We start from the raw sequence: 15,676 nt of genomic DNA on the forward strand, positions 1-15,676 counted from the left end.
GCATACGCTCGGTATGGTCACGGCTGATCTCAGGCTGAGTGACCGTTGTCGTACCCTCGGCCCATAGACCTGCTAGCAGCAAGCAAGATTTTACTTGTGCTGACGCCACTGGCATATCATATTCGGTGCCTTGCAATGGCTTACCAGCGGTATCACGACCCGTAATGCTAAGCGGTGCCGTACCACTATGACCCGTACTTTGGATGACGGCACCCATCGTGCGTAACGGTGCAGCCACACGCTCCATCGGGCGTTTGTTTAGGCTAGTATCACCCGTTAATACGCTATCAAACGATTGCGCCGCCAAGATACCAGATAGCAGGCGCATGCTCGTGCCCGAGTTACCCATATACAAAGGCGTTTTGCTAGGCTTTAGGCCATTCATACCGACACCATGAATGGTCAAGTTACCATTATCAGGGCCTTCGATGGTCACACCCATATCACGGAATGCTTGCAGCGTTGCAAGGGCATCTTCCCCTTCCAAGAATCCAGTAACGTGGGTTACGCCTGTGGCAAGACTGCCAAGCATGATGCTGCGATGCGAGATAGATTTGTCACCAGGAATGGCAATGGTGCCAGAGACAGTATTGCTAGGGGTAATATTATAAGAAGCTGACATGGCAGAAGTATCCGTATAAGGGGTGCTGGCTAACATATGGCCAAAATGACGCCGTGCGGCTTGCGCGCGGCCCAAAAGTCCCATCAGGGCGGTTGAATCTTTATCAATGATGAGCTGGCGCATGGTTTGCAGATAGACACCATACTCATCAAGGGCGCTCACAATGGCGCTTTGATTGGCAAAAAATATATCATGCCACATTTTAGGGTCGCTTGCGGCGATACGCGTAAAATCGCGGAACCCACCGGCAGCATAACGAAACATATCTAAATTATCATCGTGGCTTGCCAATTGCTCAACCAAGTTAAAGGCAAGCAGATGCGGCAAATGGCTGGTATGCGCCAATATACGATCATGGTGACCTGCATCCATCGATATGACATTTGCACCCACTGATTCCCACAATAGTCGCAACTTAGTAATCGCGACATTGCTTGTGGTAGCTAGCTCACAGATGATGACACTATGATTGACAAATAAACTGACGCGTCTGGCATGATACCCTGAATTTTCAGCCCCAGCAATTGGATGCGCTGGCACTAGACCTACCGGCAACGGACCAAACACCGCTTTGGCCGCGTCAATGATATTGACTTTGGTACTACAAACATCGGTTAAGATACAGTCAGCGGCAAGCTGTCCGTTATCCATTGCCTGTTTGATATCTACAAACACTGCTTGTACTGCCTGTACAGGCACTGCAATGATGATTAAATCACTACCGCTTATGACGTCTTGTAGGTTTGCACTACCAGCATCAAGCAGACCATGCTCGATAGCTTCTGTAATACTTGGTGCATGCCTATCGACTGCGACCAGTCGCTCACTTAAGCCATTATCTTTAATAGCTTGTGCGAAGCTAGCACCAATGAGCCCAAGTCCAATCACACAAACTTGTTCGAAGATAGGTCGATGCATATTTAAAGAGGGCTGAAGATTGTTTTTTTTCTGACGACTCACGGCTTTTCTCGTTGAACGCGCTCGGATAAATTTCGGTAAATTCCAGCGTTATATAAGTTAATGGCTAGTTAAGATCACTTCTTACTAAATAATACCTTTGATCAAAACATATCGATGGATGTGATGAGGACATGTCCCTATTTTAAAAATGGTGATAAACGTTTGAATTGGGGACATGCTCTAGTCTTCACTGAGAATAGAACGCAAAGTATCAATCAAACGTAAATTGTCCTCAGCCACACCTACCGTAATGCGTAACCAGTTTGGCAGCCCATAAGCGCCCAATGGCCGAACAATAACGCCTTGCTCAAGGAGTGCTTGATGGATTGAAGCGGCAGTTATATCTTCCATCTCAACCTGCACTTCCACCATAATAAAATTGGCATGCGACTTCACAAAACCCAATCCTAATGTATCAAACTGCTTTTCTAACCAACGCATTTGCTCATCATTCATCTGGCGCGTTTTTTCGATAAAATCTTGATCAGCAAGTGCTGCAGCGGCAGCAGCTAGGCCTACACGGCTGACATTGAATGGCTGACGAATTCGGTTCAATAACTCTGCAACAGCTACTGAGCTTAAGGCATAGCCCACACGTAAACCTGCCAGCCCATAAGCTTTAGAAAACGTACGCACAATGATGACATTATCAAACTCATCTAACAATGCGCGGTTGTTACTCTCAGGGCTATACTCGATATAAGCTTCATCTAGTACCACCAAGACTGAGCTTGGCACACTGGCAACGAACTGGCGCAGCTCTTTTTGCTCTAACTGCGTGCCCGTTGGATTGTTGGGATTGGCAATAAAGACGATTTTGGTATTGGGATTATCTTGTACCGTTTGGCTCATGGCTTTTAGGTCATGACCAAACCGATGAGCAGGCACCTCAACATCCATCGCGCCTTGCATCTTTGCCAGCATAGAATAGACCACAAACGCATACTGACTATAGACGATAGCATCATCAGCACCCACAAAACTACGTGCCAAAATATCGAGCAAATCATCAGAGCCATTGCCAAGCGTAATCTGCTCGACCTTGACATCATTAAAGTCAGCCAACGCTTGCTTCAGATAATAGCCATTGCCATCAGGATAACGTGATAATTGACCAAGCTGCTCAGTGATGGCTAGTGTCACTCGCGGTGAGCACCCCATCGGGTTCTCATTGCTAGCCAGCTTCACCACATCTGAGACACCATATTCGCGCGTCAGCTCTTCAATTGGTTTACCTGTCTGATAAGGTGCCAACGCCAGAATACTGTCATAAGCTGGCGTTAATGGCGATAGGTTTGACGCTGTCAATTGATCAGGCTGCATGGTTTATCCTTGGAGGTTATCACTAAATGCGATCGCCCATCTATTAGGTATCAATCTCGTAGGTGTCAATCTCGATAGATAAACAAGCTAATAGATGAGCCAATATATCTTTATAATACTGCTTTTGGATACGAGCCTAAGATGCGCAGATCTTTTACCAATGGGCGAATATCGTTGATAGCGGCGCTAACATTTGGATCATTGATATGACCGTTCATATCAATAAAGAACACATATGCCCACTTATTAGGACGCTCAGGACGTGTCTCGATACTGGTCATCGAGACGCCGTGATATGATAACGGTTTCAAGATTTCGATCAATGCACCAGCTCTGTCATGGGCTGAGACCACGATGGAGGTTTTGTCTTGACCAGAAGGCGCAATGGCCTCATGTCCGATGATAAGGAAACGGGTGGTATTGCTTGGATTGTCTTCAATGTTTGAGTAAAGCTTATGCAAGCCGTACTCTGCAACCGCAACGTCGCCAGCGATTGCTGCTGAATGCCATTCGTTTTTGAGGCGACGCGCCGCTTCACCATTGCTTGATACCGCAACGCGCTCCACATTAGGGAAATTCACATCTAGCCAATGACGACACTGCGCCAATGACTGCTGGTGCGAATAAATACGGCTCAAACCATCAAGCTTAGTATGCTCAGCGACCAAGAAGTTTTGATGAATCGGTAGTTCAACTTCACCAATAATTTTTAGACTAGAAGATAAGAATCCGTCCAAAGTATGATTGACCACCCCTTCTGAAGAGTTTTCGACAGGGACAACGCCATACATCGCCGTGCCCGCTTCAACCTCACGGAATACATCGGTAATGGTCGTCATTGGCACGGTATCAGCAGCTTTACCAAAATGCTTTAATGCAGCGGCATGGGTAAAGGTGCCAACTGGTCCTAAGAAAGCAATACGCTGCGGCGCTTCTAAGTCTAAACATACCGACATAATCTCACGAAACAAACGTGCCATCTTTTCGTCAGCGATTGGACCCGTATTGCGCTCCATGACCGCTTTTAGCACCTGTGCTTCACGCTCAGGACGATAAAAAATAGGGTCACTACTGTCATCAGCGGCCGTGTGGTTTTTCTTTACCGCTGCTACTTGTTGCGCCAGCTTGGCACGATTATTGATGAGTGTTTGAATCTCGCAGTCGACCGCATCAATGTTTTGGCGAATATTATCTAAAAATTCTTTTTCAGTTGCGGTGCCGCTAGCGCCTGCGGCGGTTTGATTTAGATTATCCATGGTTTGTTCTGGTGACTGCTCGCTCATTACCGCCCATCCTTTTTAGATTTTATCACTGTTAGGTATTATTAATATTTAGATATGAATATCTGCTAAATTTTACTGTGTTTTTTAAATGCTTCGACTATCTCTATATACCGATAGTGCTTGAGAGTGTCATTATGAAGTCATTGGTAAATAGCGGTCAATGACCAAAACTATTTTAACCATCATCCAAAAACAGTCTATCAGAAATATCGCACGTCATTGGCGTTCTCTGGTATTACTGCTATATTGGTCGCCAAGTACAGCAGACCAGCGGATGACCGGCTCTACTATAGCAAAAACTCAGGTCAGTGCCCATTCGTAAATAGTGATAAGCCAGCAAATTATTATTAATATTATCACAGTTAAGTAATATGACAGTGGCACATAGCACAACTATGAGCAAACACACGTAGAAAACTGTGTTACAGTTTCCATTCAGCTCCCTCCCCTGTCATTTATAAGAGGAGCACCACATCATTAATAAGAAAAAGGATATCTGATGAGCGCATTACAACAATTACGTACCATGACGACCATTGTCGCTGATACTGGCGACCTTGCTGCTATTGCCCGACTAAAACCTATCGATGCGACCACCAATCCAAGCCTCATCACCAAAGCCCTCATTCATCCTGATAACCAAGGTATGCTATCAGAAACAATGAGCCGCCATAATGGCGATGTCGATGCAGTGATTGACGCCCTGACCATTCAAGTTGGTTGTGATATTTTGGCGCTTGTTGAAGGGCGCGTTTCTACCGAAGTCGATGCGCGTTTGTCTTATGATACTAAAGCGACGATCGATAAGGCCCTTGGGTTTATGGACGCTTATCAAAAAGCTGGTATCGACTCAGAGCGAGTATTGATCAAAATGGCAGCAACTTGGCAAGGCATTGAAGCGGCACGTTATCTTGAAACTCAAGGCATCCACTGCAATTTGACCCTACTATTTGGTCAGCATCAAGCAATCGCCTGCGCAGATGCGGGCGTGACGCTCATCTCTCCTTTTGTAGGGCGTATTTTAGATTGGCAAAAACGTCAACAAAATCGCCAAAATGTACCAGCTTCTGAGGATATGGGCGTACAATCTGTCAAACTTATTTACCAATACTACAAGCAGCATGGCTATCATACGCAAGTCATGGGGGCGAGTTTCCGCTCAACTGAGCAGATATTGGCACTTGCAGGTTGCGATTTGTTGACCATTGCGCCCAACCTAATCGATGAGCTGGCAGTCATGGATATTGATGTGCCTCGTCAGTTATCGCCGAGCATGTCCATGGATATGCAAGCGATGAGCCAAGTGAGCTTGACGCATGAAGAGTTTAGCGCGGCCTATCAGCAAGACACAGTCACACAAGACCTATTACCAAAAGGTATTGATGGTTTTATTGGGGCACGTGATGAGCTGGCGAAGACGTTAGCGGCCATCCGCGGGCAATAAACGAGACACAATAAGCACTCGTCTGGCACAAAAGATATTTGCCTGCCCACAGTAAGTTGGCTATCATGAGCGACTTCAAATAACAAGAAGCAAGGCTTAAGTATGAAACGGCTATCAATGTTATTGGCAGGCAGTGTTTTAGTGACCAGCGCCCATGCGGTCAATTGGGTCGAGGTGACCGAGAGCGACTCTGGATCGACGTTTAGCTTAGATGTAGACTCTATCGAACACTCTGACATCAACATCATAGACGAAAAAGACGTCGAAAATATCACTGTCTCTTTGCTAAGAACCTATCCTACGCAAAAAGATAAGAGCACAGTGAAAGAAAAACCCATCCATCATAGCGATCAGCAATTACTGATTTCTTGTAAAGATTTCAGTTACTATAAAAGAGCTTACGTCGATTATAGCGCTGATAATAAAGTCATTAAGTCGTGGCAATCAGAAAAGCCTATACTGACCACCAAAGACTTTAGGATCACCACACCAAAGACGGTTGGTCGCACGCTGATCGAGTACGCCTGTAAAAGCTATGAGCAAAACAAATCGTAATACCATTAGACTCACCACAAAAAAAGCGCCCTGATGATTTTCAGGGCGCTTTTTTATACTCTATAAACTCTCTTGAACAATCAGACTTACGCCTTTAATACCGTATAGACAGGTACTGGGAACTCGCCATGTAGCTCAACCAAATCTAATAAAACTAATGCGCCGACCACAGTATGATCGGCTGACTGGCATAACTCATAAGCGGTCGTCAATGTGCCTCCAGTCGCCAAGATATCATCGACCAGTAGTACACGTTCAGGTGGCAAATTATTTTGCATCTCAAGCGTGTCTTTGCCATACTCAAGCGCATATGCTTTATTAGCGACAGGTGGTGGCAGTTTACCTGGTTTGCGGAGCAAGATCATACCCTTACCCAATCTTCCTGCCAGCATACTGGCAAATACAAACCCGCGCGCTTCAACAGCCCCTAAGCAATCCACCTCATCCATCAGTCCCTCTGGCAATGCGGCAAGCAGCGCATCAATGACAGCATCAATATGACTGCGCAGTAACGGGGTAATATCATAAAAATCAATGCCGACTTTTGGAAAGTCTGGTACTGTGCGAATAATCTGCCAAAACGGATGGTCTGTATTGAGCATTGGAGTCGTCTCATTTTCGGTAGTGGCAGATGTGGCGGCGTTAATACTCATGAAAACCCTTAGCTTGTATATGTTATATGGCTTGGACAATAGTTAGACACTGATAGATCAGCAGGCAATTATGGCTGACAGTGTCAATTTAGCGACCGTTATTATAGCATGATTGGCTTTTTTATGGCGGCTTATAGCCCAAGATCGTACTTCGCTTCGGTACAATGGTACAGATGATGGACTTGATAAAAGCCAATTTCATCTCAATATACAAGTGTAAACTTAACTATGAAAATAACGGTTATATGCTAAACTACGTGCGCTTTTACCGTCTAATATAATTGACTGTAATACGAAATATAAGCGTTTATGGCGCACTGTGACACTGGTAATGATCGATAGGACTATTTATGAAACGTTATGAATGTATTGTCTGCGGCTGGATCTATGACGAAGCGCTTGGCTGCCCTGAAGAAGGTATTGCCCCTGGCACCAAATGGGAAGACATCCCTGATGACTGGACCTGCCCTGAGTGCGGTGTCGGCAAGCTTGATTTTGAGATGCTTGAGCTGTAGTAGATGACCCTCTAATTAGGACACTTCATGACAACATCAAATGACATTAATAGTGCCAAATTGCCGGAAACGTCAGATACCAGTTTAGACAATACTCTAGACTTTTACCCTACTCCTGAATGGCAACGGTTTGGGGAACATCAGTGGCGCGACTCCGATCTTAGCCAACACCTTCATCAAGCGATGATTGATATTGGTGATGGTATAGAGTTGTGTGTCGAAGCAGGTGGCAACCCTAATAATCCGCCCCTACTGATGATCATGGGACTGGGTTCGCAAATGATATTTTGGCCAGACAATTTTATTAAGCGCTTTATTGATGCTGGTTTTTTTGTGATCCGTTTTGACAATCGTGATATCGGCCTGTCTTCTAAAGTACAGATCGAGGGCCTACCGCGTATCAACCAGCTCAAAATGATGGTACGCCTACAAACGGGGCTATCGAACAAAAGCACTCAGGTGGCTTATAACTTGACTGACATGGCAGAAGACACCGCCCGGTTGATCAAGGCGCTAAAGCTTGGCAAAACGCATCTGCTTGGTGCCTCTATGGGCGGGATGATTGCTCAAATTGTGGCGGCACGTTATCCAAGCTTGGTGCAGCGTATGGCGCTTATGTTTACCACGACCAATCGAGCATTTTTAAAACCGCCAAGACCTAAGCAGCTATACACCCTTATCAATCGTCCAGAGAGCCACTCTGAGCGTGATATCGTACGCCATAGTGTCTGGTTTATGAAAACGGTTGGCACACCAGGTCACGTCAATGTGCGCATGGTGCGTGAAATTGCCAAAATCCGCTATCAACGCAATTTTCACCCACTCGGTACGGTGCAGCAGCTCAATGCTATCTTGGCATCAGGCTCTATCAGCCGCTTTAGTAAGCAAGTCAAAGCACCAACGATTGTCTTACACGGTAGCGCTGACGGACTGCTACCGGCGTCACAAGGTCGAGTAGTGGCAAAAACCATTCCTAATGCCAAGTTTCATTTAATCGAAGGTATGGCGCATGATATTCCAGAATATTATCAGCCTTATATGGTCGATTTGATTAGCAATCATTTGTTAGAAAAATAGCTATTCGCCTATAGTAACATTAGCCATAAAAAAGAGTGTAAACCCTATCGATAACGAATAGGGTTTACACTCTTTTTCGTTGTATACCAATTATAGATTATGGATATAACGCTAATCGCAGCTGACACCTGTGCCTTCTTTATTGATGCACATTTTATTGCCGTTTTTTAAATTGCCGATCCATGCCTTACCACCTGTAAATACAAATGAGGGTTGACCCTTATAATTATCATCAGTTAATACCCCATCATTAGTGAAGCGAAAAGGAATCACTAGCTCACCGCCCAGATTAACAAAGCCCCACTCCTCTCCGATACGAACGCCCGCTAATCCTTCAGAGAATGGACGGACTTCATCGAACGAATAGGTAATCATCGTGACGTCGTTGTCGTCAACGAAGCCCCATTTTCCATCTTGCTGACGTGATTGTAATGTCGTAAAACGTGTAGGTGCAGGTTGTCTTGATTGTGATGACGTATTGTTAGTAGAAGCTGTGGATTTTTTAGCCGACTGACTCTTATCCTGAGCATTTGGATCACGCGTTGCATTACCATTTTTATCTAACCAACTTATCACACTGTTTTTACGGACGCGCGCCCTCCCATTACGATAATCATCGATCTCGTCAATCGATGCTGAAAACGAGACAACCGTGCTGTTGGAGGTATTGATAACACCGTAGTTACCATCTTTTTTTACGACGATACGTCCTTCAGATACTGGACGCGCCCACCCTTGATTTCCTGTGAGCATATCGTACATTGCAGGCACGACTTCGCGTCCCTGCATATTGAGATAACCGACCCGACTGTTGCGCAATACAGGTAGTAGCCCGCCCGATATCTTGTCGGCATCGACTTTTTGATAGCGTGATAAATCAACGACCCTTTTACCTTTGCTGTCAATCAGAGCGACTGGCGCACCAAAATCTTTGATTGCTAAAAAATAGCCGCTAGTAGACGTACAAGAGACATTTTTATAGTAGCTTTTGGGGAGCTTGCAACTGGCCGCTTGTGCGCTAGGCATTAAAAAAAATGCACTAGAGACGATACCTATCGCAAAGCTAAATTGCGATATTTTTAGAGGCAAACAAGAGGTCACATTTGGTTGTATTTTTGACATAAAATGTCGGAGCATAAGCAAACCTAGGCAAATAATATTGTTTGATATAGCGAATCATGACTGGTGATTTTATGAGTACTAGACTAACAAATTGCGATATCAGAGCCAATATCATTCCTGTAAGGATGTGACTCGATTATATAAGCGCTGTTGTACAAGCATTATTGTGTGAGTAAGGTCACAAGATGGTTCTACTGCCTACGAGACTTTTTCGTACTATTTGGTTTAATAAATTATCTACAGCAACGATCTATCTAATAACCAGAATAAATTTTGGTTTTGCCATTTTATTTTTTGCTTAAAACCACGACAATAGGGCTTTGGCTAACCCTCACATTGGTCTAGGACCATAAGAATAATAATATAAGGACGTTTTATGGCGACTGCTTCTTCACGCGCTGCCCCTATTGGTCTAGTTATCGGTTGTATTATCTTTGGGCTGGGCAGTCTGATTGTCGCTCACGTCGATATCGGTGGCTGGGCGATGTCATTTTGGCGACTGGCCATTTCAGGTATTGTCTTTGCGATTTTAGCCAAGGTGATGCGCCAACAGATGCCACAATCAAAACGTGCTATTTTTTATGGTTTATTGTCAGGTGCATTTTTAGGATTAGACTTGGCGCTTTGGCACGAGAGTATTTATGCTGTGGGTCCTGGTATTTCAACCCTGCTCAATAGCTTACAAATCTTCTTTTTAGCTGCCATTGGTTTTTTATATTTCAATGAGCGCCAATCTATCGTGCAGATCATCAGTTTATTTTTAGCGATGCTGGGCGTTGCAATGATAGGCAGTCCTGAATTTGCATACAATTCCGCTGCCACTTGGGGATTTGTCACGGGTATTGTGTCAGGAGCAATGCTAGGTGCGTCGATGACTTTTATTCGAAAGACACATGATACCGAACCGACACCGATATTTATGCTGATGCAGCTGATTAGTATCGGTGGCGTCTTAGCCATGATTGTGCCTATGTTTATATTCGATACAGGTCATATCTTGCCCAACACAAGGTCTGAGATTGGTTGGGTGCTTATCTACGGGACAGTGATGCAGTGTTTGGCATGGGGTCTGATTGCTTATTCTATTCCTAAGTTGTCTCTTGCATTGACGGGTCTGTTATTGTTAACTGAACCCATCGCCGCTTTGGTTATTGACTATAGCTGGCTGGACAAACCTATCAATGGCTTACAATGGGGCGGCGCCTTGTTAACCATGCTTGCTATTTATTTAGGGTCACTAAAACCAAAACCACGCGCGCTACGCCGCTATCGATTTTTTTCAAGATTTTATAAGCGAGACTATAAGTAATTAAGTAGTATTGATACGATTGTCTCACGCAGACATTTAATAAAAAGCGCCCATACTATTCATAGCATGGGCGCTTTTTATTAGAGAAGATATACGTTTACTATTTTTATTCGATAGGCTCAAATTTTAATCTTATCAGCATTACTTATTTAACGTCAGAACTTTTATTAAATAAAGCATTCAACACAATAGCGGCTAAAGTGGCAGTACCAATACCACCCAAATCAAAACCACCTAAGTGCAAGCTAAAGTTACCTGTACCCATGATTACGGTCACTGCCGCGATGATCAGATTGCTGTTTTTACTAAAATCAATGTGGCTGTCGATCCAGATTTTTATCCCAGCGATCGTGATCAGACCGAAAACGACGATAGAAGCGCCGCCCAATAAAGCCGCTGGTATCGTTTGGATAATGGCACCAAATTTTGGTGATAACCCTAATATAATAGCGACCACACCTGCGACGACAAATATCGTTGTGCTATATACTTTGGTGACCGCCATCACCCCGATGTTTTCAGCATAGGTAGTCACACCTGTACCGCCAAATCCTGCTGAGAAAGTCGTTGCCAAGCCATCGGCAAAAAATGCTCGGCCCATATAAGGGGTCACGCGAGACTTGGTCATACCTTCCACTGCCTTAAAGTGACCTAAGTTTTCAGCGACCAAAATAAAGGCGACAGGCGCAATGAGAATAATAGCGCTCATCTCAAAGCGTGGGGTATGAATGCTGGGCAGACCAAACCATGCAGCCGCAGCGACTGCGCTAAAATCAATTGCCGTCCCAAAACCTAGGATATTGGTCAACACAAAATAAGCGATGTATGATAATACCAAACCCACGAGTAGCAGCAAACGACGTAACATGCCACGGGTAAATACCGCCACTCCACTGATGAGTAGTACGGTCAACGTAGCCATCCAAGCATCAAACTGATTGGCAGAAACCCCTTGGATAGTAACTGGTGCCAAATTAAGACCAATAATCATGACAATAGCACCAGTGACGATAGGCGGCATCAAGCGCTCAATCCAGCCAGTGCCTGTTTTCATCACTAACAGGCCAATCAGCGCATAAATGATACCGCAGGCCATGATACCGCCTAGCGCGACATTCAAATTGGCATTGAACCCTGCCCCTGCATACGCAGTTACCGCAATCACTGGACCAATAAAAGCAAAGCTTGATCCCAAGTAGCTTGGCATACGCCCACCAGTGATCATAAAGAACATCACCGTACAGATACCAGACATCAAAATGGCTAAGTTAGGGTCAAATCCCATCAATAATGGCGCAAGGACGGTCGCACCAAACATGGCAAATGTATGTTGTATACCAAGTAATACACTCTTTGACGGTGGCAAATAATCATTGATACCCACAGGATCACGATCCAAATCACCTTTGTAAGGTCGCCATGTCGGAAACCAGCGACCATTTTCAAAATCTGGATTGTGCGGATAACTGATGGCTGCTGAATCAATACCTGCAGCTTCCAATGCATTGTGAGCTGACTGATTTTGAGCGCTGTTGTCTGAAGCTGATGATGGGTCTTTTTGAGATGGCATGCGCGCGTGTCCTATGTGAGCTGAGGTAATAGGCTAAAATAATGGAAAAAGTAAAAACGGTGCGAAATTGGGGGGATAGTAGCGAACGCGATAGAAGTCGTAAACAATATAAATAAGCACTATCGTCTTCTATCGATAATATGTCATCCCAATTCATTCATTTATGTTGTAATATGACAAACCAAAAGTATTATTTGGTATGATAGCCAGTTCTTGGATGGTTGTATTAGATCACTATGTATGTATAACCAAAGATACTGTATGATCAAAAGCACGTTTGCTCTTCTGCCAACCAGCCTATTTAATAGAGATATTGACTTACAGGATGTTACATAGTCGTTGACTCCGAGCATGATAGCGGAGTTTCAAAACAAATAAAAGTGATTATTCAGTCACCATCTGTACTCTTTAATAGCAATATTTTTATAGACGGTCGCTCACAAGTCTTCTGTAGTGGGCCTTGAGAGTGACGACTGCCTATTATATTTTCAATAAAAGCGCTCAAGGCAATTATCACAATTGTTCAAGCCTTTGAATTTTCGGTAACTCATTATGATTAGTATTTTTGATTTATTTAAAATCGGCATTGGTCCATCGAGCTCACATACAGTGGGACCAATGGTGGCAGCCAATTTATTTTTAGCCTCATTGACCAAACAAATGGAACTGACGGCTATCGCAAAGATTGAAATCGAGCTTTATGGCTCTTTGGCGGCGACAGGAAAAGGGCACGCAACAGATACTGCCATATTGTTAGGGTTACTTGGCCATACACCTAGCACCATCGATACACGTATGACCAGCAGCTATCTTTCTCCTATTTTTTCTGGCAAGACATTAAATGTGTCAGGTATTCACACGATTGCATTTGATACAGAGCAGGATATTTATTGGTACGACGATACTGTCCTGCCCTATCACCCTAACGCATTGACGCTTCGTGCTATATCGACTGACGGTACTCGTTATCAGCAGACCTACTATTCGATTGGTGGTGGTTTTGTCATCAATAAAGAAGATGCCACCGATCCAGATGAAGATCATGCCAGCCCAACGATCGATAGCGTTCCTTATCCTTTTAATAATGCAGCAGAACTACTAGAACAATGTCGTCAGTATGATTTGAGCATCAGCGAATTAGTACTGGCCAATGAATGCCACTTCCATGACAAAGAGACAGTGTTTGCCTACCTAGATAGTATTTGGGAGGTCATGCAAGATTGTGTTAAGCAAGGCTGTGAAAATGGCGGTATTTTGCCAGGTGGCTTGGATGTCAAACGCCGCGCACAAGATTTGCACAGGCAGCTGTCTGCGGAAAAAGACCAACCTATCACCAACAATGACAAATTGGCCGCCATGGACTGGGTAGACTTGTACGCGCTCGCCGTCAATGAAGAAAACGCCAATGGCGGCAAAGTTGTGACCGCACCCACCAATGGCGCAGCAGGTATTATTCCTGCAGTATTGCACTACTATCGTGATTTTTTACCTAACTATAGCCAAGATGGTGTCCGCAAGTTTTTATTGAACGCCACCGCTATCGGTAGCCTAATCAAGCAAAACGCTTCCATCTCTGGTGCTGAAGTCGGCTGCCAAGGCGAGGTTGGATCGGCATGTGCGATGGCAGGTTCTGCATTAGCAGAGATCATGAATGGGACACCAGCTAAATGCTTAAATGCGGCAGAAATCGGTATTGAGCATAATTTAGGTCTAACCTGCGACCCTATTGGTGGACTGGTGCAGGTGCCTTGCATCGAGCGCAATGCCATGGGGGCGGTCAAAGCTATCAACGCAGCACGTTTAGCCTGTAGAGGAAATGGCCAGCACTTCGTCTCTTTGGATAAGGCTATAGAAACCATGAAGCAGACAGGTGCTGATATGTCTGATAAATATAAAGAGACCGCTCGTGGTGGCCTAGCTGTCTATGCTGATAATAGAATTCCTACTGCGATGCGCGGCGTTAGTGTTAACTACAGTCAATGTTAATGCAATTGATAAATGTTACCTTTAACCACGCTATATCATCATAGCAGCAGATATCGTATCAATAAAAAGGCCGCTATATATTAGCGGCCTTTTTATTAGGGCGTGTTGAACATTCGACCATGGCACTGACAGCGACTATTTTTTAGGCGATTCGATGTTAAAAATAATAAGTTTAGTCATTCTAAGCGCCAACATCTACAAAATGCCAAAGTTGCAGCCAATAAAATCGAAGACAAAGAATTTAAGGTTGAGATAGATGAGCTGCTTGCGAAACTGGTGACTGAATGATCGACCTTGTCCAATAGGATAATGGATGAATGACTTACTCAATAAAAATACTCACAAAAACACGTGGCTAGTGCCTGTTGCTTGCCTATTAGCAGGGGGTGCGCTTACTGGTATCTCGACCAACTTGGCAAAATATGCTGTCAATATCGGTCTAACACCACTCGCGTTTTTGTTTTGGTCGATCACTGGCGCGGCCATTATTTTACTAATCGTTGCTCTTATCAAACAAGAGATACCGCCTATTAGTGCCCGTACTATCGAGTATTATTTTGTCGCCGCCTTTGTTAGCGTGGCGGCTGCCAATTTACTGCTCTTTTCGGCCATTCCTCATGTTGGGGCAGGGTTTGTTGCCCTCATTATTTCCTTACCCCCACTGCTAACGTATCTTGGCGCACTGATGCTACGTATGGAGCGTTTTTATCTCATTCGTGCGCTTGGCGTCGTCTCTGCGCTGATTGGGGCAGGGGTATTGGCTATCCACAAGCTTTCTGCACCAGAATCTAGTGTCTTCTGGATTTTAGTCGCGCTGTGCGGGCCAGTGCTGCTCGCCATTGGCAATATCTATCGGACATTACGCTGGCCTGACAATACTTCATCTAGTGCGCTTGCACCCGGTATGCTGGTGGCGGCGGCATTGCTGCTAGGTTTGTTTAGCGCGTTCTCTGATTTTTCTGTCGCGATATCTTTGGATGCTTGGTTGCCGCTAGGATTGATAGTCGTACAAGCGTGGGTGTTTGCTGGTCAGTTTTTCTTATTATTTCTTTTGCAAAAAACAGGTGGGCCTGTATTGCTCAGTTTACTAGGGGCGGTTGGGGCTGTCGTTGGTGTACCGATTGCGATATTTTTGCAGGGAGAGCGACCACCTGAGGGGTTGTTTTTGGGGGCATCTTTGATAGCTATCGGCGTGGTGCTGGTGACATGGGGCGGTGTAAAAATGGCGATAATAATAACAAAAGAAGAATGAGAGAC

Annotated in this window: 13 protein-coding genes; 7 read left to right on the forward strand and 6 right to left on the reverse strand. The window is 44.7% G+C overall.

Going from position 1 to position 15,676, the window contains the following annotated elements:
• The 3 genes from B3V51_RS02680 to pheA form a co-directional block, all read right to left on the reverse strand.
• The coding region (locus tag B3V51_RS02680; RefSeq protein ID WP_286707921.1) for a prephenate dehydrogenase/arogenate dehydrogenase family protein at positions 1 to 1,540 on the reverse strand (1,540 nt) is incomplete at its 3' end.
• Positions 1,541 to 1,762: 222 nt separating this feature from the next.
• Positions 1,763 to 2,905, reverse strand: a complete 1,143-nt coding sequence (hisC, locus tag B3V51_RS02685; RefSeq protein WP_186474607.1) for a histidinol-phosphate transaminase — start codon at positions 2,903 to 2,905, stop codon at positions 1,763 to 1,765.
• 110 nt (positions 2,906 to 3,015) lie between these two features.
• Positions 3,016 to 4,188, reverse strand: coding sequence for a prephenate dehydratase (pheA, locus tag B3V51_RS02690; protein WP_186474609.1), 1,173 nt, complete (start codon positions 4,186 to 4,188; stop codon positions 3,016 to 3,018).
• A gap of 499 nt (positions 4,189 to 4,687) precedes the next feature.
• Here pheA and B3V51_RS02695 point away from each other — a divergent pair, with 499 nt between their 5' ends.
• On the forward strand, positions 4,688 to 5,632 hold the full coding sequence (locus B3V51_RS02695; RefSeq protein WP_186474611.1) for a transaldolase: 945 nt from the start codon (positions 4,688 to 4,690) through the stop codon (positions 5,630 to 5,632).
• 102 nt (positions 5,633 to 5,734) lie between these two features.
• Positions 5,735 to 6,187, forward strand: coding sequence for a surface-adhesin E family protein (locus B3V51_RS02700; RefSeq protein WP_186474613.1), 453 nt, complete (start codon positions 5,735 to 5,737; stop codon positions 6,185 to 6,187).
• 86 nt (positions 6,188 to 6,273) lie between these two features.
• On the opposite strand, the gene B3V51_RS02705 is transcribed toward B3V51_RS02700, so the two are convergent.
• Positions 6,274 to 6,840: an adenine phosphoribosyltransferase gene (locus tag B3V51_RS02705; protein ID WP_083328800.1), complete on the reverse strand. Its 567-nt coding sequence runs from the start codon at positions 6,838 to 6,840 to the stop codon at positions 6,274 to 6,276.
• A 350-nt stretch (positions 6,841 to 7,190) separates the two neighbouring features.
• Between B3V51_RS02705 and B3V51_RS02710 the strand changes: the two genes are divergently transcribed.
• Positions 7,191 to 7,355 (forward strand): rubredoxin, encoded by a 165-nt coding sequence (locus tag B3V51_RS02710; RefSeq protein WP_057759803.1) that lies wholly within the window; start codon positions 7,191 to 7,193, stop codon positions 7,353 to 7,355.
• 27 nt (positions 7,356 to 7,382) lie between these two features.
• Entirely contained in the window at positions 7,383 to 8,432 is a 1,050-nt protein-coding gene (locus B3V51_RS02715) for an alpha/beta fold hydrolase (RefSeq protein WP_186474614.1), read from the forward strand.
• 111 nt (positions 8,433 to 8,543) lie between these two features.
• Here B3V51_RS02715 and B3V51_RS02720 read toward each other — a convergent pair whose 3' ends face one another.
• Positions 8,544 to 9,554, reverse strand: coding sequence for a WG repeat-containing protein (locus tag B3V51_RS02720; protein WP_228724593.1), 1,011 nt, complete (start codon positions 9,552 to 9,554; stop codon positions 8,544 to 8,546).
• A gap of 376 nt (positions 9,555 to 9,930) precedes the next feature.
• Between B3V51_RS02720 and B3V51_RS02725 the strand changes: the two genes are divergently transcribed.
• Positions 9,931 to 10,863 carry a DMT family transporter gene (locus B3V51_RS02725; RefSeq protein WP_186474617.1) on the forward strand — a complete coding sequence of 311 codons (933 nt, stop codon included), beginning with the start codon at positions 9,931 to 9,933 and terminating at the stop codon, positions 10,861 to 10,863.
• Between the two features lie 145 nt (positions 10,864 to 11,008).
• Here B3V51_RS02725 and B3V51_RS02730 read toward each other — a convergent pair whose 3' ends face one another.
• The gene (locus B3V51_RS02730; RefSeq protein WP_284719325.1) at positions 11,009 to 12,433 is read right to left on the reverse strand and encodes a solute carrier family 23 protein; all 1,425 of its coding nucleotides are present in this window, start codon (positions 12,431 to 12,433) and stop codon (positions 11,009 to 11,011) included.
• 552 nt (positions 12,434 to 12,985) lie between these two features.
• Between B3V51_RS02730 and B3V51_RS02735 the strand changes: the two genes are divergently transcribed.
• Both B3V51_RS02735 and B3V51_RS02740 read left to right on the forward strand, forming a co-directional pair.
• Entirely contained in the window at positions 12,986 to 14,419 is a 1,434-nt protein-coding gene (locus tag B3V51_RS02735) for an L-serine ammonia-lyase (protein WP_286707916.1), read from the forward strand.
• 313 nt (positions 14,420 to 14,732) lie between these two features.
• Positions 14,733 to 15,671 carry a DMT family transporter gene (locus tag B3V51_RS02740; RefSeq protein WP_286707917.1) on the forward strand — a complete coding sequence of 313 codons (939 nt, stop codon included), beginning with the start codon at positions 14,733 to 14,735 and terminating at the stop codon, positions 15,669 to 15,671.
• The last annotated feature ends 5 nt before the right edge of the window (positions 15,672 to 15,676 follow it).

It is taken from the genome of Psychrobacter sp. UBA2514 (assembly GCF_002341255.1).
Taxonomy (GTDB): Bacteria; Pseudomonadota; Gammaproteobacteria; order Pseudomonadales; family Moraxellaceae; genus Psychrobacter; species Psychrobacter pacificensis.

Coding starts and splice junctions, on each gene's coding strand:
- B3V51_RS02695 (WP_186474611.1), top strand. CDS start 4,688: ATGAGCGCATTACAACAATTACGTACCATGACGACCATTGTCGCTGAT.
- B3V51_RS02705 (WP_083328800.1), bottom strand. CDS start 6,840: ATGAGTATTAACGCCGCCACATCTGCCACTACCGAAAATGAGACGACT.
- B3V51_RS02725 (WP_186474617.1), top strand. CDS start 9,931: ATGGCGACTGCTTCTTCACGCGCTGCCCCTATTGGTCTAGTTATCGGT.
- B3V51_RS02710 (WP_057759803.1), top strand. CDS start 7,191: ATGAAACGTTATGAATGTATTGTCTGCGGCTGGATCTATGACGAAGCG.
- B3V51_RS02735 (WP_286707916.1), top strand. CDS start 12,986: ATGATTAGTATTTTTGATTTATTTAAAATCGGCATTGGTCCATCGAGC.
- B3V51_RS02740 (WP_286707917.1), top strand. CDS start 14,733: ATGAATGACTTACTCAATAAAAATACTCACAAAAACACGTGGCTAGTG.
- B3V51_RS02720 (WP_228724593.1), bottom strand. CDS start 9,554: ATGTCAAAAATACAACCAAATGTGACCTCTTGTTTGCCTCTAAAAATA.
- pheA (WP_186474609.1), bottom strand. CDS start 4,188: ATGAGCGAGCAGTCACCAGAACAAACCATGGATAATCTAAATCAAACC.
- B3V51_RS02715 (WP_186474614.1), top strand. CDS start 7,383: ATGACAACATCAAATGACATTAATAGTGCCAAATTGCCGGAAACGTCA.
- hisC (WP_186474607.1), bottom strand. CDS start 2,905: ATGCAGCCTGATCAATTGACAGCGTCAAACCTATCGCCATTAACGCCA.
- B3V51_RS02730 (WP_284719325.1), bottom strand. CDS start 12,433: ATGCCATCTCAAAAAGACCCATCATCAGCTTCAGACAACAGCGCTCAA.
- B3V51_RS02700 (WP_186474613.1), top strand. CDS start 5,735: ATGAAACGGCTATCAATGTTATTGGCAGGCAGTGTTTTAGTGACCAGC.